21 protein-coding genes and 1 pseudogene are annotated in these 19,953 nt (G+C 64.8%); 13 read left to right on the top strand and 9 right to left on the bottom strand.

The features are described 5' to 3' along the window. Positions 1-34: 34 nt before the first annotated feature. The 3 genes from AArcSt11_RS07785 to AArcSt11_RS07775 all read left to right on the top strand — a co-directional run bounded on the left by AArcSt11_RS07785 (position 35) and on the right by AArcSt11_RS07775 (position 3,732). Positions 35-1,174, top strand: a complete 1,140-nt coding sequence (locus AArcSt11_RS07785; RefSeq protein ID WP_250596060.1) for a CARDB domain-containing protein — start codon at positions 35-37, stop codon at positions 1,172-1,174. A 103-nt stretch (positions 1,175-1,277) separates the two neighbouring features. Beyond that, positions 1,278-2,435 (top strand): signal peptidase I, encoded by a 1,158-nt coding sequence (locus tag AArcSt11_RS07780; protein WP_250596059.1) that lies wholly within the window; start codon positions 1,278-1,280, stop codon positions 2,433-2,435. Positions 2,436-2,571: 136 nt separating this feature from the next. After that, entirely contained in the window at positions 2,572-3,732 is a 1,161-nt protein-coding gene (locus AArcSt11_RS07775; protein ID WP_250596058.1) for a DUF5305 domain-containing protein, read from the top strand. Here the strand turns inward: AArcSt11_RS07775 and AArcSt11_RS07770 are convergent. From AArcSt11_RS07770 to AArcSt11_RS07760, 3 genes are all read right to left on the bottom strand, one after another. Beyond that, a complete protein-coding gene (locus AArcSt11_RS07770; protein ID WP_250596057.1) occupies positions 3,729-4,904 on the bottom strand; it encodes a hypothetical protein in 1,176 nt (391 codons plus the stop codon). The two genes, AArcSt11_RS07775 and AArcSt11_RS07770, sit on opposite strands and share 4 nt — an antisense overlap. A gap of 156 nt (positions 4,905-5,060) precedes the next feature. Further along, positions 5,061-5,294, bottom strand: coding sequence for a TrmB family transcriptional regulator (locus tag AArcSt11_RS07765; protein WP_250596056.1), 234 nt, complete (start codon positions 5,292-5,294; stop codon positions 5,061-5,063). Next, entirely contained in the window at positions 5,291-5,473 is a 183-nt protein-coding gene (locus AArcSt11_RS07760; RefSeq protein WP_250596054.1) for a DUF7501 family protein, read from the bottom strand. The genes AArcSt11_RS07765 and AArcSt11_RS07760 overlap by 4 nt, the downstream gene beginning before the upstream one ends. Positions 5,474-5,657: 184 nt before the next feature. On the opposite strand from AArcSt11_RS07760, the gene AArcSt11_RS07755 reads away from it, so the two are divergent. Continuing rightward, positions 5,658-6,047, top strand: coding sequence for a CopG family ribbon-helix-helix protein (locus AArcSt11_RS07755; protein WP_250596052.1), 390 nt, complete (start codon positions 5,658-5,660; stop codon positions 6,045-6,047). Positions 6,048-6,050: 3 nt separating this feature from the next. Here the strand turns inward: AArcSt11_RS07755 and AArcSt11_RS07750 are convergent, their stop codons facing one another. Next, positions 6,051-6,479, bottom strand: a complete 429-nt coding sequence (locus tag AArcSt11_RS07750; RefSeq protein WP_250596050.1) for a CopG family ribbon-helix-helix protein — start codon at positions 6,477-6,479, stop codon at positions 6,051-6,053. 106 nt (positions 6,480-6,585) lie between these two features. Between AArcSt11_RS07750 and AArcSt11_RS07745 the strand changes: the two genes are divergently transcribed. From AArcSt11_RS07745 to AArcSt11_RS07725, 5 genes and pseudogenes are all read left to right on the top strand, one after another. Next, the gene (locus tag AArcSt11_RS07745; RefSeq protein WP_250596048.1) at positions 6,586-7,794 is read left to right on the top strand and encodes a GTP-binding protein; all 1,209 of its coding nucleotides are present in this window, start codon (positions 6,586-6,588) and stop codon (positions 7,792-7,794) included. Continuing rightward, positions 7,794-9,080: a CobW family GTP-binding protein gene (locus AArcSt11_RS07740; protein WP_250596047.1), complete on the top strand. Its 1,287-nt coding sequence runs from the start codon at positions 7,794-7,796 to the stop codon at positions 9,078-9,080. Before AArcSt11_RS07745 ends, AArcSt11_RS07740 begins: the two co-directional genes overlap by 1 nt. Further along, positions 9,077-9,691, top strand: a complete 615-nt coding sequence (locus AArcSt11_RS07735; protein WP_250596046.1) for a MogA/MoaB family molybdenum cofactor biosynthesis protein — start codon at positions 9,077-9,079, stop codon at positions 9,689-9,691. Before AArcSt11_RS07740 ends, AArcSt11_RS07735 begins: the two co-directional genes overlap by 4 nt. Before the next feature lie 85 nt (positions 9,692-9,776). Then, positions 9,777-10,442 (top strand): annotated as a pseudogene (locus AArcSt11_RS07730) (cobalt-factor II C(20)-methyltransferase); the annotation flags it as partial. A gap of 88 nt (positions 10,443-10,530) precedes the next feature. Next, positions 10,531-11,046: a hypothetical protein gene (locus AArcSt11_RS07725; RefSeq protein ID WP_353617729.1), complete on the top strand. Its 516-nt coding sequence runs from the start codon at positions 10,531-10,533 to the stop codon at positions 11,044-11,046. A gap of 13 nt (positions 11,047-11,059) precedes the next feature. Here the strand turns inward: AArcSt11_RS07725 and AArcSt11_RS07720 are convergent, their stop codons facing one another. Continuing rightward, the gene (locus tag AArcSt11_RS07720; RefSeq protein ID WP_250596043.1) at positions 11,060-11,755 is read right to left on the bottom strand and encodes an SDR family NAD(P)-dependent oxidoreductase; all 696 of its coding nucleotides are present in this window, start codon (positions 11,753-11,755) and stop codon (positions 11,060-11,062) included. Between the two features lie 198 nt (positions 11,756-11,953). On the opposite strand from AArcSt11_RS07720, the gene AArcSt11_RS07715 reads away from it, so the two are divergent. After that, positions 11,954-12,445 (top strand): Tfx family DNA-binding protein, encoded by a 492-nt coding sequence (locus AArcSt11_RS07715; RefSeq protein WP_250596042.1) that lies wholly within the window; start codon positions 11,954-11,956, stop codon positions 12,443-12,445. On the opposite strand, the gene AArcSt11_RS07710 is transcribed toward AArcSt11_RS07715, so the two are convergent. Both AArcSt11_RS07710 and AArcSt11_RS07705 read right to left on the bottom strand, forming a co-directional pair. Next, positions 12,442-13,779, bottom strand: a complete 1,338-nt coding sequence (locus AArcSt11_RS07710; protein ID WP_250596040.1) for a metallophosphoesterase — start codon at positions 13,777-13,779, stop codon at positions 12,442-12,444. The genes AArcSt11_RS07715 and AArcSt11_RS07710 overlap by 4 nt on opposite strands. A gap of 123 nt (positions 13,780-13,902) precedes the next feature. After that, positions 13,903-15,762 (bottom strand): heme-binding protein, encoded by a 1,860-nt coding sequence (locus AArcSt11_RS07705; protein WP_250596038.1) that lies wholly within the window; start codon positions 15,760-15,762, stop codon positions 13,903-13,905. Between the two features lie 117 nt (positions 15,763-15,879). On the opposite strand from AArcSt11_RS07705, the gene AArcSt11_RS07700 reads away from it, so the two are divergent. Continuing rightward, a complete protein-coding gene (locus tag AArcSt11_RS07700) occupies positions 15,880-17,205 on the top strand; it encodes an oxidoreductase (RefSeq protein WP_250596036.1) in 1,326 nt (441 codons plus the stop codon). A 32-nt stretch (positions 17,206-17,237) separates the two neighbouring features. Then, entirely contained in the window at positions 17,238-17,681 is a 444-nt protein-coding gene (locus AArcSt11_RS07695; RefSeq protein ID WP_250596034.1) for a TIGR00725 family protein, read from the top strand. Here the strand turns inward: AArcSt11_RS07695 and AArcSt11_RS07690 are convergent. Then, entirely contained in the window at positions 17,678-17,842 is a 165-nt protein-coding gene (locus AArcSt11_RS07690) for a 30S ribosomal protein S14 (protein WP_250596032.1), read from the bottom strand. The two genes, AArcSt11_RS07695 and AArcSt11_RS07690, sit on opposite strands and share 4 nt — an antisense overlap. Positions 17,843-17,943: 101 nt before the next feature. Then, positions 17,944-18,978 carry an amidohydrolase family protein gene (locus AArcSt11_RS07685; RefSeq protein ID WP_250596030.1) on the bottom strand — a complete coding sequence of 345 codons (1,035 nt, stop codon included), beginning with the start codon at positions 18,976-18,978 and terminating at the stop codon, positions 17,944-17,946. Positions 18,979-19,076: 98 nt separating this feature from the next. Between AArcSt11_RS07685 and truA the strand changes: the two genes are divergently transcribed. Then, complete coding sequence (gene truA, locus AArcSt11_RS07680) at positions 19,077-19,910, top strand: tRNA pseudouridine(38-40) synthase TruA (RefSeq protein WP_250596028.1); 834 nt, start codon at positions 19,077-19,079, stop codon at positions 19,908-19,910. The last annotated feature ends 43 nt before the right edge of the window (positions 19,911-19,953 follow it).

Raw genomic sequence — 19,953 nt, 5'->3', positions numbered from 1 at the left:
AAATGTAATCTTGTCTGATCCGGAGACCTTCCGAATGCCCACAACAAGAGTCCTACTCGTCGCCACACTCTGCCTACTCGCGCTGTTCGTAGCGCCGACTGTGGCCGCACAGGAGGACTCGCCGTCGGACTTTATCACAATCGAAGCGACCGACGAGAGCGTGGCGACCATTGAGGACGGCGAGATCAAAATCCGGGGAAGTATCGTGCCGCACGCAAAGGCGAGCGTCGATGAGGCCTTCCAGATCCGCTCGACCGGAAACGATGAGCAGCGCGTCTGGGTGACCAGCGACATCGAGGGCGTCGAGTTCCACCGGAGCGATACAGGCGAGCCAGTCGAAGAAGTAACCCTGAACCCCGGCGAGTCGGTGGGCGTGGGCCTCGAAGTCGATAGCTCGAAGGATCTCGACGGCGACGTGTTCACGATCCGCATCGAGACTGAGGATGACAGATCGTCGTCGATATCAATCAACGAGGTAAACGTCGATCCGCGGGCGGTAGAGACCGGTGAGTCCTCGACGGTGACCGCGACCGTCGAGAACAGCGGTGACGGGCCGGGCTCGACGCGGGTTGGGCTGTCGGTCGACGGGACGATCGTCTCCCAGCAACTGATCAGTCTTCGACCGGGACAGACCACGACGGTGACCTTCGAGCGCACGTTCCAGCAGTCCGGCGAGTACGAGATCGCGGTGACGAACCGCCCCGGCGTGACGATCTACACGACCGAGGCGGGGACGGTAACTGTCACGGACCCGCCCAGCGGACCCTCCTTCGAGGTGACTGACGCGGCTGTGTCGGCGACCGAAATCGACCTCGGCGACAGCGTCGACGTCACGGCCACCGTCGCGAACGTCGGCGACGAGGACGGGACCTTTACAGCGGAACTCGCGATTGCGGGGGTCGTCTTCCAGAGCCAGCAGATCGACGTAGCGGCAGGCGAGGAGGAGACGGTGACGTTCACTCGCGCGTTCGCCGACGAGGGCACGTTCGCGGTGAGCGTCAGCGGCAGCGAGGCGGGCGAGGTAACCGTCGGTTCGCCGGGCGAGACCGTTGTCGAGACCACACAACGATATCTGAGTAATCCGGCGACGGCAAGCGTCGGGCTGGCCGCACTGGTCGGTCTGCTTGCGATCGGTCGCAGCAGCATCTGGGACCTGGCCCGGCGGTACGTCTGAGGAACAAATATATCACCGATCACCAGCGTAGACACCGTATGCGCGATACTTCCCGGATACGTACGGGCCAGCCCAGCCCGGGAAGTGACTCGTGGAGGCCAGCATGACGCTCAGGTCCTACGTCGAGTGGGCGCTCGGACTCTTCCTCGTCATCATCGTGCTTGCGCTCTTGCTCGGCCAGTTGCTCGGCCAGCCCATCCTGCTGGGATTCGTCTCGACGGGCAGCATGGAGCCGGCGATGAACGCGGGCGACGGCTTCGTGGCGGTTCCCTCGTTACTCGCGGGCGACACGAGCGAGGACGACGTGGTGGTCTTCGAGGCCGAGGAGCTCCACGGCGGCGGGCTGACGACCCACCGGGTTGTCGGGGAGACCGACGAGGGCTATATTACGAGAGGCGACGCCAACCCGTTCACTGATCAGGACGGTGACGAGCCGCCGGTCTCGGATGGGCAAATTGTCGCCCACGCCCTCCAGGTTGGTGATACAGTCGTGACCATTCCGCATCTCGGGACGGTCGTGATGGGCTTTCAGTCGGGTGCAGATAGCGTTCAGCAGTCCGTCGTCTCTGCCATGGGCGGGGAGGGCGGGCTTGAACGAACCCAGCTCGGCGGCGCGTTCGTCGCTCTTGGGATGTTCTTTATCGGGCTGGCCGTCCTGACCGGCTCGCGGAACGCGCGCGATATCACACGTTCGTCGTCACGCCCCGATGTCGTGAAGATCTGGGTGGTCGGCGGCGCGGTACTCGTCGTGCTGGTCGTCGCCGCGACGGCGGCGATGGTTGTCCCTGCGGGGATCCAGGAGTACGGTGTCGCGAGCTCGGAGACACCCGAGGAGGACCCGCTGGTGATCGAGGCGGGCGGCAGCTCGACGGTCGAACACACCGTGCGAAACGACGGCTTCGTCCCGGTCGTCGTTTTCTTCGAGCCCGGCGAGGACGTCACAACCGAGCCCGATCGGACGTGGGTGAGCCGCGGGTCCACTGCCGAGACCAGCGTCACGCTCTCTGTCCCCGCAGAGGAGGGGCGATACACACGCCACGTCACCGAACACCGGTATCTCGTGGTGTTGCCCCCGACCCTGATCGGCGGACTCCACTCGATCCATCCGCTCGTCGCGTTGTTGAGCATCAACGCCGTGATCGCCATGGGAGGGCTGGTCGCGATCGTCGCCCTGTTCGGGACGGGCGATATCCGGCTGCGATCGGGCAAGGACGTTCCCCTTGCATATCGGCTCCGCCGGAAGATCCGCAAGTGGCTATGATACCTGATCTGTTCGCCCCAGTTATTTTCCAACAAAATTATATCATGGGAGTTCGGTATTACAGACGACTCGAAACAGACGGTCGGCAGGGCACGCTCCGAAGCCTCGGACGTCGACGACTGTCACACCAATCACAATGCCACTGATCGACGACCCACGCGCGAAGCTGCTGATCGCAAACCACGGACGGAACCTGATGATCGCGCTGGCGGTCGCCGGAGTGCTGGCGCTGGTCGTCGCGGCGGGTATCGCGCTGACGCCGCCGACCACGACCGCCACCGAACAGACCGACCAGCAATCGATCGAGACGACGGGGCTGGTCAGTGCCGAGATCGTCGACGAGGAAGAATGGGCTGGCGTCTCCTCGGATGGCTCGACGTACATCATTGAAGCCTCGCCGGTTGTCGATATCGAACCACAAACGTCCGCGCCCGATGGGACCACGGTAACGCACGAACTGACACTACAGATAGAGGGAACCCGTGACGGGGACGTGTTCTGGTACGAAGAGGACGTGCTCATCGAGGAAACGGCAACCGTCGAGGACGGCGAGGCCACGTCGTCGACCTCGATCGACGTCGAGGTACTCCAGCAGCGCCTCGCCGAACTCCAGGAGCGACTCTCCGGGGTCGGGAGCGTCGAGACCACCGTCCACCTGCGGACCGAGTACGATACGGGCACCTACGAAGGGGAGTTGACATCGACGAGCGTGATGGAGGTGACCGACCGGGCTTACTGGTTCGAGTCGGACCTGCGTGACTCACAGACCCGTGATACGACGCGGACGATCGAAGAGACCGGTTCGCCGAACTGGATGGTCGTCTCGCTGTTCGGTCTCATGGGACTGCTCTTTTTGACCGGTGCCGGAACAGTCCGTGCGACGAATCCCGAGGAGATGGATATCGCCGCGATCAAACAGGAGATCCACCGCCGCCGCTACGCGGACTGGATCTCGACAGGTTCGATTCCGATGTGGGTCGGCAACAACTACATCGAACTCGATACGCTCGAAGACGTCGTCGATGTCGCCATCGATACGAAAGAGCGAGTCGTCCACGACCGTCGGCGGGACCTCTTTGCGGTGATCAACGGGAACGTCGTCTACTACTACAGCAAGGTCGGCGACTGGGACGAAGGGGCGTGGCCGGAGCTGAACCTGCCCGAAGCCGAAGAGCCGGTAAACGTCGCGGGCGGCGCGACGAGTCCCCCCGGCGAAACGCCCCGTGAAGAGGACGGCGGGGATGATGACGCCGAACAGTCCGACAACTGGGACGAGGATGTCTGGCGGAACTTCTAGCAGTTTTCGGCTGCTTCGAGCGCGTCTTCGCCGTTCTCGAACCGCTGGTCCGCCTCGATGAAGTTGCCCTGATCGGCAGCGTCGGCCGCCGCCGCGAACTCGTCGGCGGCCTCACCGAGATTGTCGGCACGACACTGGGCCTGATTGAACTCCGCGTCGAACTCTCCTTCTGGCTGTGGCTCTGCGTCGAGTTCTTCGGATGCTGCTGTGAACTCCTCCTGTGCCCCGGAGAACGCAGCGCTTGCGGCCCCGAACTCTTCGTTTTCGAACTCCTCTTTGCCGTCTTCCAGCAGCTCTCGCCCATCGAGCATCGACTCGTGGCTCGATGACAGGCGAATGAGCGAATCGCTGCGGCCGGTCGCCCGATCGAATTCTCCGTCGAGTTCCTCGTGAGCGTCGGACTGACCGTCGGAAAACGTCGAATTTGCCGTGTCGAACGCCGCGGTCGCATCGGCGAACCCAACGCGCGCATCGTCGTACTCCTCGGCACTGAACTGATCCTGTGCGGTCTCGACGTACTCGACTCCATCGAGCAGCGTAGCGTACCCCGTGGTTAGCACGTCGAAGCCGTCGGTAAAGGAGACGAGTTCGTCGAACCCGTCGGTAACGGTCTTGAACTCGGCGTCGAGGTCGGTCAGCGCTGACTCGTCTGCCGAATCGCGGTGCTCGGAGCCCGCCGTCCGCGCACTCACCGCCCGTTCGATCGGATCACGCGCCGCGGTGATACTCCCGCGGAGTCGATCAATATCGTCGGGGTCGAACGACTCGTCGGAGTCCGAGAGTTCGGACGCACCGTCGAGCAGCTCGACGAACATATCGATCATTGACTCGACGATTCCGATGTACGCACGGACGGCTGCGATCTCTGTTTCACGGCTTCCGTCGTCGTCGGCTTCGGCGTCCTCAAGCGCAGTTCGGGCCTCGGTAAGCCGGTCGCGGGGTTCGTCCTCGTCAAACTCGATTGTGTCCGGTTCCTCGAAACCGGTGTCGACGCTGTCGAGTGACAGGGCAGCCGTATTCGTCAGTCCGACCGCGGTCGCAATGCTGTCGGCAACTTCGTTTGCGGGGTCGCGCTCGGGGACCGAATCGTCGTCACCGAGCACGTCGGTACAGCCAGCCAACAGGCCACTTGCACCGACACCACCGGCGGCGAGAAATCGTCGTCGTTCCATACCCGCAACCAACCGGCGAACAAACTTAACAATTGTCGCCACTCGATGATCGGGGGCTTGTATGTGATTCGTCGCCTGGCAGTCAGCCGCAATATCCGCTGGCGGGCACGGGAGTTCCCACGCTGCCATCAAAAGGAGAGCGCCAGTGTTCGGTCGCTAGTTTGCGGTACAGCACTCGCCGTTGGCATCGACGATCCCTTTCGATTCGAGCGTTCGGAGCGTCTCCAACAGCACCAGTTTCTGCATGTTCAGCCGGTCGCTCAGCTCGTCGATAGTGTGGGGGCCGTCGGCGTCGAGTGTCATGTAGACGAGCTTGGCCGTCGGCGCTTCGATCTCGCTCGGAATCGGCGTCGGCGTGTGCGTCGACGCGGTGGTACGTCCGAGACTCATCCGCTCCACTCACCCCCCATATCGCCCGCAATATTCGAGCGCCAGGTGTCAAACTCGCTCTTGCACTCGGTACTCGTGTGAATATGATCGACGAATCCCGCGCCGGGATCGGCGAGTTCGGCGTCGCAAAACGGGCAGGTCGAAGGGTCCGTCCACGTTGTTGAGGCGCTCTGGCTCATGCGTATCTGTTACTAATGGGGAACTCGAATATAAACTTAGGTTCATATGTATACAATGCCTCGATTTTCCTAGTACGTGTATTATTACCGCTTGCACACTGACACATGGTACACTCTGGCTCGCTGACGGGTAGGACACCGAAAAAACGACAGGCCCTAACACTGTTCGGACCCATCAACGTGTATGCGAACGAGTCTGAACATTCCCGACGACGTGCTCGCCGAGTTCGACGCCGTCTGGCAGGCCGAAGGATTCGATTCCCGCTCGCGGGCGGTCCGGGAAGCGATCCAGGAGTACGTCGAAGCCCACTCGAAACTGGAGGAGATGTCGGGATCCGTAGCGGCGGTGATCGTCTTCGATTACGAGCACGAGGAGGTGATCCGTGAACTCCACGGGATTCAACACCAGTATCAGGACGCCATCAGTGCGACCAGTCACGTCCACGAGGGAGAGTGGTGCCTGGAGACGGTATTCTGTCGGGGCGAAGTGGCACGGATCCGAGAACTCGTCTACGATCTCCGGGATTTCGACGGCGTCGGGCGTGTCAAACTGCTCTCCTTGCGCAATCTCTGACCGTCAGGACGGACTGGCGATACCGCCGACATCGTCGATCGGCTGAAGCGAGTAATCGACAGTCAGTACGCCGTCGACCGTCCGGACGCTGGAGACGACTTCGGAGACGTCCTCCAGCCCCCCTTCGATGACGAACAGCTCCATACAGTAGCGCTCGCCGACGTGACCGTGGACGTTCGAGACGATCAGCGATTCGTACTCGTGACGCAGGTGGGTCACCTCGTTTTCGACGCCCGAACTCCCGTACTCGAACAGCACGGTGACGGTCCCCATCAGCTCCCGACCCCGGAGTTCGGACTCGTCGAACTCGCCGAGTAGGCCGCGGACGCTCTGTCTGAACACTTCGCTTCGTCCCGTGTAGCCCTGTTCCTCGGCGAAACTGTCGACGGATTCCAGCAGTTCCTCCGGGAGCGAGATGCTTACGACCGGCATATCTGGGCCTTTGTGACGGGGCATAATAGTGGTTGTTATGATGAAGGTCACAATTAGCGAATAACTAATATTAAGTCCCTCCGAATTGTTAAACCTGCACGGACCAATGACAGACTCACCGATTCCCGTCACGATACTTAGCGGTAGCCTCGGTGCGGGCAAGACAACGACGCTCAACACCGTTCTCAACGAGGAGCACGGCCTCGACGTCGCCGTGGTCGTCAACGATATGGGCGAGATCAACGTTGACGCCGAACTGGTCGAACAGCAATCGGAGCTCTCGGAGGGCGACGAGGAGATCATCGAGATGTCGAACGGCTGTATCTGCTGTCGGCTGCGCGGCGACATGCTCGAGGAAGTCGGCCGCCTCGCCGAGCTCCGTGACTTCGACTACCTGCTGGTCGAGTCCTCGGGGATCAGCGAACCGATCCCGGTCGCACAGACGTTCGCTCGCGGGTTCGAGGACACCGAGTTCGATCCCACGGGTACCTACGAACTCGACACGACGGTCACGGTCGTCAACGCACACAGCTTCTACGAGGCCTTCGATTCCGGAGCGGCGCTGACAGCCGACGAGCTCAGCCCGGAAGACGGTCGTGTTCCCGAGGAGGCACTGCTCGACCAGATCGAGTTCTGTGACGTCCTCTTGCTCAACAAGTGCGATCTCGTGCCCGCGGACGCGCTCGACGAGATTGAGGCCGTGCTCGAACGGCTCCAGCCCCGCGCGGAGATCATCCGAACCGAACACGGGAATATCGATCCAGGACGGATCCTCGATACCGGCCTGTTCGACTTCGACGCCGCCAGCCAGTCCGCCGGCTGGAAACACGAACTCAACCACGATCACCATCACGACCCACAGGAAGAACACGGCGTAACCTCCTTTACCTTCGAGGCGGACCGTCCGTTCCATCCCGAGCGGATCGCCGACCTGCTCGCCGAGCTCCCCGACCAGATCATCCGTGCGAAGGGCTTTTTCTGGAGTGCGGGCCGCGAGGACGTCGCGATGGGGATCGACAAGGCCGGCACGTCGGTTCGAGCAGGACCGGCGGGACAGTGGATCGCCGCCTTGCCGCCCGCCCAGCAGGAACGGTATTTCCAGGCGCGTCCCGGTATCGAAGAGGACTGGGACGAACAGTGGGGCGACCGTGGCACCGAACTCGTCTTCATCGGCCGGGAGTTCGATGCCGACCCGCTCATCGACTCTCTGGAAGAGTGCGTGCTCACCGACGCCGAGATGGACGAGGACTGGACCGGGTTCCCGGATCCGTTCGGGACCGACGACCAGCGCGAACTGGCGCTGGCCGACGACTGATGCCCACCCCCGTCACCCTGCTCAGCGGCGGCCTCGGCGCGGGGAAGACGACGCTCGTGAATCGCGTGCTGACCGACGCCGATCGTGACGTGGCCGTCCTCGTTAACGACATGGGCGAGGTCAACGTCGACGCCGACCTCATCGAGTCGCGTTCGGAGCTTTCGGGTGGCTCCGAGCTCACAGAGCTCTCGAACGGCTGTATCTGCTGTGGTCTGCAGGGCGAACTCGATGCCGCCTTGCTGGAACTCGACGGCAAATCGTCGTTCGATCACCTGCTGGTCGAACCCTCGGGCGTGAGCGATCCCGCGCCGATCGTCGAGCGATTCGTCCGCTCGCCGCAGGTCGCCCCCCGGTACGATCTCGACGCCCTCGTGACGGTCGTCGACGCCCGCACGTTCCACGATGCAGTACTCGAGGGCCAGCCGCTCGGAGCGGCTGACGAAGCCGACGAGAGCCGTCCCCTGTCGGAACTGCTCGTCGAACAGGTCGAACTCGCCGACGTCCTGCTGGTCAACAAGTGCGATCTGGTCGACGAGGACGAGCGTGCGGCCCTCACCGAGACGCTTCGGTCCCTCCAGCCGCGCGCGACGATCCACGAGACGACCCACGGTGACGTCTCGCCGGAGGACGTTCTCGACACCGGGCTGTTCGACGAGGACGAGTCACAGTCTTCGGCAGGGTGGAAGCAGATCCTGCGCGACGCTGACGGCGGTGACAACGCCGAGAGTGGGACGGAACACTCGCATGACGACCACGATCACTCCCACGATGACCACTCGCACGACGGCCACGACCACAGGCATCCCCCGGAGGCGTTCGGACTGGACTCGTTTACGTACCACCGACGCCGGCCGGTCCACCCGGGGCGGTTCGTCGACTGCCTCCAGTCGTTGCCCGCGAGCGTCGTTCGCATGAAGGGAATCCTCTGGGTCGCAGGCCGGGATCGCCACGCCTTCACCGCCAGTTTCGCGGGATCGGCGACACGAGTCGTCCCGGAAGGGCGCTGGATCGCCAGCCTCCCGGAGTCCAGACAGGAGATCTACCGACGCGGCGACGATCTCGACTGGGACCCCGACGTCGGCGATCGCGAGACCCGCCTGGTCGTCATCGGCAAGGGACTTGACGAGGCCGCGGTCACCGCCGCGCTCGACGAGACGCTGGTCCGTGAGGGCGAACGTGAGGGGCTGGACGACGACCGGTTCCCCCGGCGCACGGGTCAGGAGCTCGTGATCGACGGCTCCGGTACCCGAACGACCAGACCGGCGGCGCTACGGGGTCAGCGATGACGGGCGACCACGTCGACCGCTCCCGGCGCCGTAGTACTGACAACCACAGTCACGACGTCATCGATCCCCTGTACGTCGCCGTCGTCACCGTCTCGACCTCCCGGTACGACGAGCACAACCCCGCTGACGCCCTCTCCACGGTCGACGACCCCGGCGGCGACACCGCAGTAGTGACCTTCGAGTCCGCGGGCCATCGCGTGACCGCCCGCGCGCTGGTCCCGGACGACGCTGACCGTATCGAAGACCTGCTGGAGTCCCTGCTGACGCGACAGGACGTCGATACCATCATCACCACGGGCGGCACCGGCGTCACTGCGGACGACGTGACACCCGACGCAGTCCAGGCGACGATCGACCGTCGTCTCCGCGGGTTCGGCGAGCTGTTCCGTATGCTTTCCTACGAGGAAGTCGGTACGCGGGCAATGGCGAGTCGTGCGCTCGCCGGGATCGCAGACGGCGTTCCGATCTTCTGTCTCCCCGGAAGCGCAAGCGCGGTAGAGCTGGCGACCGAGACGCTGATCGTTCCCGAAACGCCGCATCTGGCCGGGCTGGCGACACGCCACCAGATGTCGGATCCTGCTGGACGGGCGATCGTCGAGGACGACCCGTGATGCCGACCCGGCACGGAAGTTCCATGAGGCAAGCTCTCCGAAGGGATGACACGATGGACGCAAACACTGCAGCGGTGATCGCGACATGACGCTGTACGGAGTCGGTCTCGGGCCCGGGGACGCGGGCCTGTTGACGGTCCGCGGTGCGCAGGTACTGGATGAAGTCGATGTCGTCTACACGCCGGGACGACTCTCGCGATCGGTCGCGCTCGAACACGTCCCCGAGTCCCGGATCGGCGACCTCGAGTTTCCGATGACACGGGACGAGGCGGAGCTCCGTCAGGCATGGAAGTCGGCCGCTTCCGATGTAGCACCTACGGCCGAGGACGGCGATGCCGCGTTTGTTACGCTTGGAGATCCCAACGTGTACTCGACGTTCGGTCACCTGCGACGAACCATCGAACGGTTCCATCCCGGAGTCGACGTCGAGGTCGTGCCGGGCGTGAGCTCAGTAACGGCCTTTGCGGCCGCGCTGGACGTCGAAATCGCCGCCGGAAGCGAGCTCACGCTCCGGGAAGCGTCCGGCGGCGACGCGCCGGTTGGCCCGGACAGGCTGATCCTGTTCAAAGTGACCGACGTGCCGGTGACCCACGAGAAACTCGTCGATGCGGGCTACGAGGTCACGTATGGTCGGCGGCTGTTCATGGAACAGGGCGAGACGGTGATCACCGACGATCCCACCGAGCTAGCCGATCGAGACTACTATACGCTGGCGTACGCCGAACGGGCCGATGTCGACGACGATCACGCGCTCTTCGAGTCCTGATACGGTCGTCGCCACGGAGCGGCGCGGTACCGGATGCGTCGCGCTTTTTGCTGCGCCGCCCGAACGGGTGTTCGTGTCGACCGATCAGACGGGCCAGCGCGTCGAGGTGTATCCCGACCGCGAGGTTATCGTCGAGTTCGATCCCGACCTCACGTTCGAGTGTGTCGACGACTGCACCTGGTGCTGTCAGCACGGCGTCTTGCTGTACGACCGTGACTTTCTCGGTCTCGCCGAGCGCGCAAACCTCAACGAGTCGACGACGGAGTTCCGCGGCCACGATTTCGTCCGGCGCGAGGAGAAAGACCGCGAGGAGCACGTCGCCGAGGACGGTGCAGCCTGTTACTTCTTGCGCGAGGACGGCCTCTGTGCGCTCCACGCCGAACACGACTGGAAGCCCGCACGCTGTTCGGTCTTTCCGCTCGCGGTGACGCTCGAAGACGGCGAGCTTCACGTCGACATCCGCGACTCGGCCCACGAACACTGCGAGGGCCTGAATGTCAGCGAGCGCCGCGTCATCGACGAACTCGATGCCTTTCTCCCCGAAATCCTCTGGGAACTGGACAACCCGGACAGCGACCGGGAGCTGTGAGTCGGCGCGTGAGTCACCGCGTCGCCATCTTCCACTCACGCAGTCCGAGAACCGCACCGTTTAGCTCCTCCGGATCGGCCTCTGTCGCCGCCCAGACGAACATCGGCGCGACATCTTCGGGATCACGCCCGCCCGGTCCCGACAGATCCGTGGCGACCTGTCCGGGATCGACGCAGCCGACGGTCTGCTCGATATCCACCGCGAACGCGCGGGCGATCGCCTCGGCGGTCGCCTTCGAGACCGCATACGAGCCGATCCCCGCTTTCGCGTCACGGGCGACCGAACCGGTCGGGACGATCACCCGGGCGGTGTCGGTCAGATGCGGCTTCGCCTCTTTGATCGTCGCGAAGACCCCTCTACCGTTCGTTCGCAGATGGTCGTCGTAGGTGGTGTAGCTCTCCGCATCGATCGGTTCGTCGCCGGGGCTCCCGTGGAACACACCGGCGTTCGCGAAGACGTACTCGATGCCATCATTGCCAACCCGGGCGGCGGTTTCGGCGAGACGTTCGGCGTCGAACTCGTCACGAACGTCGGCGCGAACGCCGGTTGCCGTCCCCCCGCTGGACTCGATTTTGGCTACCACGTCGGCGATATCGTCGGCATCGCGCGCACAGGCGACGACGTGTGCGCCCTCGTCCGCGCAGGCGGCGGCGACCGCCCGGCCGATCCCACTCGTTGCACCCGTCACGACCGCGGTACTGTCGTCCATACATCCGATTAGGGGCCCGGATATCCTAAACGTGGCTCAGGCGGCAAAGGTCAGTATCGTGGTCACCGTCTCGCGTGCCGCGACGCGACGTCCAGGTGCTTTTTTGCGAGTGGGGGGCGAAACACCGCCAATGCCGTTCGATATCGCGTGGCCGTCCGAGACTGGTCATCCCACCGATCGTCACAGTAGAGGTGGACGATGAGCGAGAACGAGGCGCTCGACGTCGACGAACTACTCGACAGTATCGGGTTCGACGGGGACGAGAACGTCCTCACGCGCCGACAGGCCGAGGTGCTGATCCTCCGCGAGCGCGGGCTCTCCCAGTCGGCGATCGCAGAGCGACTCGGCACCTCGCGGGCGAACGTCTCCAGCATCGAGTCGAGTGCGCGCGAGAACATCCGGAAGTCCCGCGAGACGATCGCGTTTGCCGAAGCGTTGCAGGCTCCGGTTCGGGTCCGGATCGATGCCGGGACGGACCTGTACGACGTGCCCGGCCGTGTCTACGACGCCTGTGACGACGCAAACGTCAAGGTCACACAGTCCGCACCGGACCTGATGAAAGCGGTCAGCGACGCCGCAGGCGATGCGGTGATCGGCAGAGAAGTGACGGCGTCGCTCGTCGTGAGCGTGACGACGAACGGGGAGATCAACGTCCGGCGACCGGAGCCCGAGCGGGCCGACGCGCCCTAGCTGGCTGGCTGTTCTGCCCGTGTCGGATCGTCCGACACAGTGCCGTCCGAGACAACCGTCCGATCGGGGAGCTCCGGGTTCGGCTCCCGGCTCCGCGTCAGGAACCGCTCTGTGAGGGTAAGCTCTTCTTTCCGTGGATTGTCCTTCTCGATCTCCTCGTACTCGACGGCCACGCCCTCCTCGCTAGCCTCGATCCGAACGACCGGAATCTGGTAGCTCGGGGCGAACACCGGGGGAATGAGGCGTCCGGCGACGTCACGGCGATGGAGGCGTTTGAGCCACGTCCCCGTGTTGACGAGCAGCCGGTCGTCGACCTCTCTGATTCCCGGTCGGTGGGTGTGTCCGTAACAGAAGATCGCCGTCTCCGGGCGCTCCTCGAAGACGTCCCTGGCCGCCTCGACGTAGGGTTCCTCCGGATCGACGGTCAGTGGAGTCTCGAAGACCCCAAAGCGGTCGATCGTCTGCCTGACGTCCCGCAGGAAGACGTACAGCGGGATGCCGACCAGCAAGAGCAGTCCGGCCACGATGGCGTTGAGCCAGAGTATCATATACGCCGCGGTCCCGGCCAGCCCGAACTGGCTGAGGGCCGACTGCGTTCGCTCGACAGGCATCGACCAGATTCCGGCGAGATCCAGCCCCGCGAGCACTGCGAGGATCACGCTGATGTTGAACAGTAGGAGGAACGGAACGGCGGCATAGCGCAGGAACGGGTTCATCTCGCGATAGAAGTACTTCGAGATGAGCCAGTTGGGCATCCGTTCGGTCGGCGTCACCGCCTGTACGTCTTTGAGCCAGTTGAATCGCCCCCTGTCCGAAAGCTGTCCCGCGCGGCTGGTCACGTGCGTGTTGTAGAAGTAGCCAAGCGGCGTCGCGTGCTCATTCCCAAAATCTTCGATGCGGTTGTTCGGGTCCTGCTGGTGGCCGTGCTCGAAGTGGATCGCGCGCTCGCCGACCTCACGAGTGATCGACAGCTCCGGTTCTAGCGTGATGTTGTACTCGGCGAACCGGTCGATGTACTCGTCGTACGCGGCGAGCTCGTGGTCGTGGTTCCCCGGCAACAGCGTGATCGGCATCGTCTCGCCGGTGGCGCGGAACTGCTCGAACAGCTCGGGATAGCTCGCTTCGAGGGACTCGAACTTCTCGATCCCCCCGATCGTCGTAAACTCCCAGAGGCCGAACGCGTCGCCGTTGATGATCAGCTCGGCGTCTTCCTCGTTCGCTTCCAGCCGTTCCAGAAACTCGATGAGTTCGTCGAGAAATTCGACGTGTTCCAGCTGTTCGTCACCACCAATGTGGAGATCACTGATGACGTAGTACGTTGTCCCCTCGCTCATTGAACTTCCAATTCGCGGTCGACCCTGATAGCCTTGTTCCTCTCAGAGTGGGTATTGTCACTGGGAGACTACCGATCGACGGACATCACCGCCGACCGGGGTACGTGAGAAGAGCGAACGCGATCAGGCCAGAAAGACGTGCCGCGGCCGGTCGGCGAGCACGTCCCGCCCCCAGTCGACCGTGTCGCTGAAGGCGTCGCTCCGGAAAAAGGCCATGCAGTCCTCTTTCGAGTCCCAGCGGCTCGCGATGAACATATCGCAGTCGTCCTCGACGTTCGCGTAGAGGTCGGTCTGGCGGTGACCGTCCATCTCTTCGAGGAGGCCGCCGACGGTGTCGAACTTTTCGACGAAGTCGTCCTCGTGTTCGGGCTTGACGGTGTAGAACATCCCCATCGTGCCGAAGGTCTCGGCCTCGTCGCCAGCCTGTCGGACGATCTCGGGCAGGTCCGAGAGGTAGTCACTCGCGGTGTTGGCGGCGTCCTCGGTCTCCCAGATGCTGACGACCGCAGGATCTGCGCCCTCGGTCGTGTACACCGCCGTCTTGCTGTGGGTGTCGTAGCGGTCGAAGCCGTCGCTCAGGCTCGCGACCTCTTCGCGGAGCTCGTCGACGTCTGCCGCCGAATACAGCACGAGCGCGTAGACGTCCTCGCCGTGGGGCTGGCCCGCGTAGATGCCGTGGTCGTCGAGTTCGTCGCGGATGCTCTCGGCGTCCTCGTCGGTCCGGTCGTGAGTATCCTCCGCTTCGTCGGCCGCCTCCTCGTGGTCCTCGCCGTCGCCGACCGCGTGGAACTCGCTTCCCCCGCCGTCGAGGCTGCCCTGCAGGTAGCCGGTGACGCCCGGCAGCTCTTCGAGGAAGCCGCTGGCGATGCCCGCGGCGCGGTCGGTCTCCCAGCCGCTGACGACGGCGGTGCCCTCCCCGTCGCCGACGACCTCGGTGCCGAGATGGGAGTCGTAGTGCTCGAAGTTTCCGCGCAGCCCCTCGACCTCCTCGTCGACCTCGTCGGTGGGGGCGTCGGAGTAGACGACCAGTCCGACGCCCTCGTCGGGCAGCGAGACGCCGAGCCGATCGAGTTCGCTCGGCACGTCGCGGGCGCTGTCGTCGTCCGCATCCGCTGAGACCGCGTTCCCGTGCTCTGACTCCGCATCCGCCGGCGTCGCCGCCCCCTCGTCGCTGATTCCCGCTTCCTCCGCATCGTCGACGCCGACCGGCTCCCCGGCCAGCACGGCGTCCAGTTCGGCCGGGCTGAAGCGGCGTCCCGAATAAAAGGGACCGAACTCCGCGTATCGCGAGGAGGAGGGGTCAAAGCGCATCTCGTAGAGCAGATCCTTGACGTCGGTCGGGTTGTCGGCAAAGAGCGTGACGCCCCACTCGAAGTCGTCGAGGCCGACGCTCCCGGAGATGATCTGGCTCACCTTGCCCGCGTAGCTTCGCCCGATGTCGCCGTGGCCTGACATCAACTCGGCACGGTCCTCGAAGGACAGATCGTACCAGTTGTGATCCGGCCCGCGGCGTTTGTCCATCGGGTAGAAGCTGACGAAGTCGGCATCGGGCAGGCTCGGATACAGCCGTGACTCGATGTAGTTTTTGATGCCGGGATCGGCCTCCTCGTCGGGGTCGAAGTACGCCTCTGCGCCGGTGTAGCCCGACGCCTCGGTGACGGAGACGTACGAGCCGGTGTGCTCGGTATAGCGCGCGAAGGCGGTCGTCTCGAACTGGCGTTCCAGTGTGTCCAGATCCGCGAGCGTCGGGCGCAGGTGCAACAGCATGAGATCGGCCTCGTGGCCGAGGACGGTGAACACCGCTGATGCCCCCGCATCGGCGTCTTCGACAGCCTCGGCGGCTTCGAGGTATTCGACGCCAGCATCGAGCGCGCGCTCGCGCTCGGCCGGTGCGGCCTCGGTCCAGGCGTCCCAGTCGATCGTTCGCAGGTCGTGTAGCACGTACCAGCCCTCGTCGGTCTGTGGCGGTTCGCGTCGGTCCATGTACGGGGGTTAGGACGGGGTCGTTAAGGGGTTTGCTTCCTGGCGCTGTGCTCTGTTCGGGTGTCCGGCCCCGTCCTCCCCCCGAGTTGAAGCCGTTCGCGGCGCAAGTAGTACCAGATGCCGCGACTGGAGGATCCACTGACGATCGGCGACCTGACCCTGCCGAACCGCCTCTATCGCGCGCCGCTGCTCGAATGCGCGGGAAACGGTCCAGACGCCGTCGACCGGCTGATCGCCGACCTCGAACCGGGCGCTGCTGCGGGCGCGGGCCTGCTCTGTCAGGGTGCGACGATCGTCCGCGGGGAGGGCGGCTGTGCTGCCCCGGGGATGACCCGGGTTCACGACCCCGACTTCGTGGCCGAACTCTCCGCGCTCACCGACCGGGTCCACGATCACGGCACGAAGATCGCCATTCAACTCGAATACGGTGGCCTGCGAAGCATGGAGACGTGGCACACTGGCTACCGCGCCGACCACCCCGGGCTCTCACAGCTGGCAGTCTCGCGTCCGCCGTGGCAACTGCGTGCGCTCGACCGGCTCGGCGTCGTCTCTTACGATCCGGACGTGATGACGACCGAGCAGGTGTACGAACTCGCCGCCGACTTCGGCCGCTCGGCGAGCTACGCCGTCGATGCGGGCTACGACGCCATCCACCTCGCAGGCGCAAACATGGGGATCATCCAGCAGTCCCTCTCGCCGTTTTACAACCGACGGGACGACGAGTTCGGCGGCACGCTTCGGAACCGCACACGCTTTCTCGAGGTCGTCCACGACGAGATCCGACGGCGGGCGGGCGACGTGCCGATCCTGACCAAGGTTCCCGCCGAGACCGCCGCCCCACGTGCCGTCCGGCGGCATCTCACGCTGGAGGACGGCGTCGACATCGCGGCGCGGCTCGACGCGGTCGGCTTCGACGCCATCGTCCCCGTCGTCACGTCGACGTTCTGGGACATGAGCATCGTCCGCGGGGAGTACCCCGAGCGCGCGTGGGACGAGGAGGGGTTTCAGGACGGCTACGCCGAGGCGTTCGGGAGCCGGTACCGCGCCCGTGCCGTGGCCCTGCTCAACCGTTTGCAAGCGCGGCGATTCGACTTCGAGCCCGCCTGGAACGAGTCGTTCTGTCGGCGCGTCCGCGAGCGCGTCGATGCGCCGGTTCTCGCCGAAGGCGGCATCCGCGAGCGCGAGCAGATCGATCGGCTGCTCGGCGCGGACGGTTCCGAACCGGCCTGTGACGCGGTCGGAATGGCCCGGCCGTTCTACGCCGAACCGCGGCTTCCCGCGCGACTGCTCGATGCGGCTCCGGACTCGCGCGTGCTCTGTGAGAGCTGTAACAACTGTACGGTGCCGCAGGCGACCGGCGCGCCCGGGGTCTGTCGGACGCCCGACATTCTGCGACGTCACGGCGAGTTACAGAAAGAGGGGGCCTACGAGCGCGGGGAGTAGCACGTATGTGTTCGTGGCCAAAACGGCCACCCATGCGAGTGAGCGTTATCGGCGGGAGCGCGGTCGACAACCAGACGTATGAGACGGCCCGGCGGCTCGGCGCGTTGCTGGCCGAGCGCGACCACACCGTCGTCTGCGGCGGTTTGACCGGCGTGATGGAAGCAGTCTGTCGGGGTGCTCGCGAGGCCGACGGCGAGACGATCGGCATCCTGCCCGGCGAACGCCGCAGTGCCGCAAACGAGTACGTCACGACGCCGATCGCGACCGGGCTCGGGAACGCCCGGAACGCTCTCGTCGCGCTCAACGGGGACGCCGCGATCGCTGTCGACGGCAACATGGGGACGCTCTCGGAGATCGCACTCGCGCTCGATGCGGGCCTGCCGGTCAGCGGGCTGGATACCCACGACATCGAGGGCGTCGAGATGGTCGACTCCCCCGAAGCGGCGGTCGAATACGTGGAATCGGCCCGGCGCTAGTCGTACTTGCGAAAGCCCATATCACGGGCCATTTCGCGGAATGACTGCCGACAGAGCCAGATGTCGTACTTGCCGATCAGGCCGTCCGTGCGACCTGTCGCGCGACACTCCTTCTGTTGGCCTGTGCGCTCGTCGGCCGTTTCCTCGGCTGTGTCAGTCATACAACTCCCCACACGCTCCACAGGTTGAAAGAAGTTACTAACACAGGATATAATATTAATAACTCTCTGGGGAGGATCGGGGACGACGCTTCGGAGAGCGATCAGTCGACTGACTCGCCGCGGATGATCGTGTCCGTGACGTCCAGCTCGGTCGCCCGTCGCACGACCGCACGGACGGGATCCTCAGTGCCGGAGAGGTTGTCAGAATCGCCGTCGAGCACGACCATCGATGCCTCACGTCCGGCTTCGATGCATCCACAGTTTCGGCCCGTGATCTCCGCTCCCGCGACCGTCGCCATCCGGAGCACGTCCCGGGCGCTCACGTCGAACGTCTTCGCGGTAAAGGCCATCTCCCGGAACATCGACGGCTGGTTGAGCATCACGTTGTCGGTCCCGAGCGCGACCGTCGTGTGAGCGAGCAGTTCCGACAGCGGTGCGCGGCCGACGTCGAGGACGGCGTTGGCCCGTGGGCAGACGGCGATGGGGACCTCCTGCTCTTCGACCCGTTCGAGGTGTTCCTCCTCGGCGTGGACCATGTGGACGAGCAGGTCCGGTTCGAGATCCAGCGCGGGATGGATGTCCGTCGCGTCGGGTTCGCCGGCGTGAATGGCGAAGGGCTTGCCGGTCTCGGCGACTGCCCGTCGTCGGTCCCCGAAGTCCTCGTCGTTCGCGCCGCTGGCTCCGTAGCCGTCGGCGTACTCGAGCACCGCCGGATCGTCGCTCCCGAAGATGAACGACTCGATCCGTCTGTCCGCCGCGGCCTCGCGCAACACGCGCGCGCCCTCGATGCCGAACTCCCGGAAATCGAGCACCGATGCGGTCCCCGTCCGCTCCATGAAGCGGAGGGTCCGGCCGATCGCCCTGACGTGTTCGTCACGATCGGCAGCCGCCAGTCGCCGGTGTTTCAGGCTGTCGGGCGGCGCGACCGCCTCGGTCAGGGAGAGCCCGACCGCCGCCTCCTTCGCGATCGAATCCCCGAGGTGGGTGTGTGCGTTGACGAACGACGGCACCACGATATCCGTCGAATCGACGGACGTCTCTTCGACCGCCGTGATCCGGCCGTCCTCGACGAGCACACGCCCGCGAACGGGCTCGAACGATCGTCCCGTCAGAATGGTTCCCTCGATCTGTTTCACACGTACGTTTCTCTCATACACTTATTATACACTTCCGGACACAGGCAGGCGAACCGCCACCGCAACGGCCAAACCGTTGCCGCTGGAACGGTGCGGTGATGCGCGCATATCGGATCGCCTACGACGGGCGAGGCTACTACGGCTTTCAACGTCAGCCCGACGTCCCGACCGTCGAGGACGCCATCTTCGACGCCCTGCGTGCGCTCGACGTCTTCGCCGGCGAGAAACCGTCGGGCTACGCGGCCGCGGGCCGCACCGACGCGGGCGTCTCCGCGCTCGCCCAGACCGTCGCCTTCGAGGCTCCCGACTGGCTTTCGCCCGCCGCGCTGAACAGCGAACTGCCCGCGGACGTCCGGGCGTGGGCGAGCGCCGACGTTCCGGACGGATTCCACGCGACCCACCACGCGACCGAGCGCCGGTACACGTACCACCTGCACGCGCCCGAGGCGGACGCCGCGCTGGCGCGTGAGGCCCTCGAACGGCTCTCGGGACGGCACGACTTCCACAACCTGACACCCGACGACGATGGAACGGTACGGCGGCTCGATACGGCGCTCACCCGTGACGACCCGTTCTTTGTCCTGACGGTTTCAGCGGGCGGGTTCGCCCGCCAGCTCGTCCGACGGCTCGTCTCACTGGTCGCCGCGGTAGCGCGCGGCGAGCGCCCGCTTGCGGACGTCGAGCGCGTGCTTGCCGAGGAGCCGCTGGATGGACCCCGCGGCGTTGCCCCCGCGCCAGCCCAGCCTCTCGTACTCGCGGCGGTGACCTACGGGCCGAGCGATGCGCTGGCGGCTGGCATCGATTTTGACGTCGACACCGAGGCTGCCGAGAGCGCCCGGCAGGTCTTCGAGGCGACGCGCGTCGAGCAGGTCACGTCGGGCCGAGTAGCGGCACAACTCCTCGCAGGTGTCGACGCCGCAATCGACGACTGACACGGGTTGTGGCCCTGTCCAGCAGTTCTCCGTCCAGATTCCC

Origin of the sequence: Natranaeroarchaeum aerophilus, assembly GCF_023638055.1 — an archaeon.
GTDB classification, from domain to species: Archaea; Halobacteriota; Halobacteria; order Halobacteriales; family Natronoarchaeaceae; genus Natranaeroarchaeum; species Natranaeroarchaeum aerophilum.
This window is presented reverse-complemented; position numbering and strand designations above follow the sequence as displayed.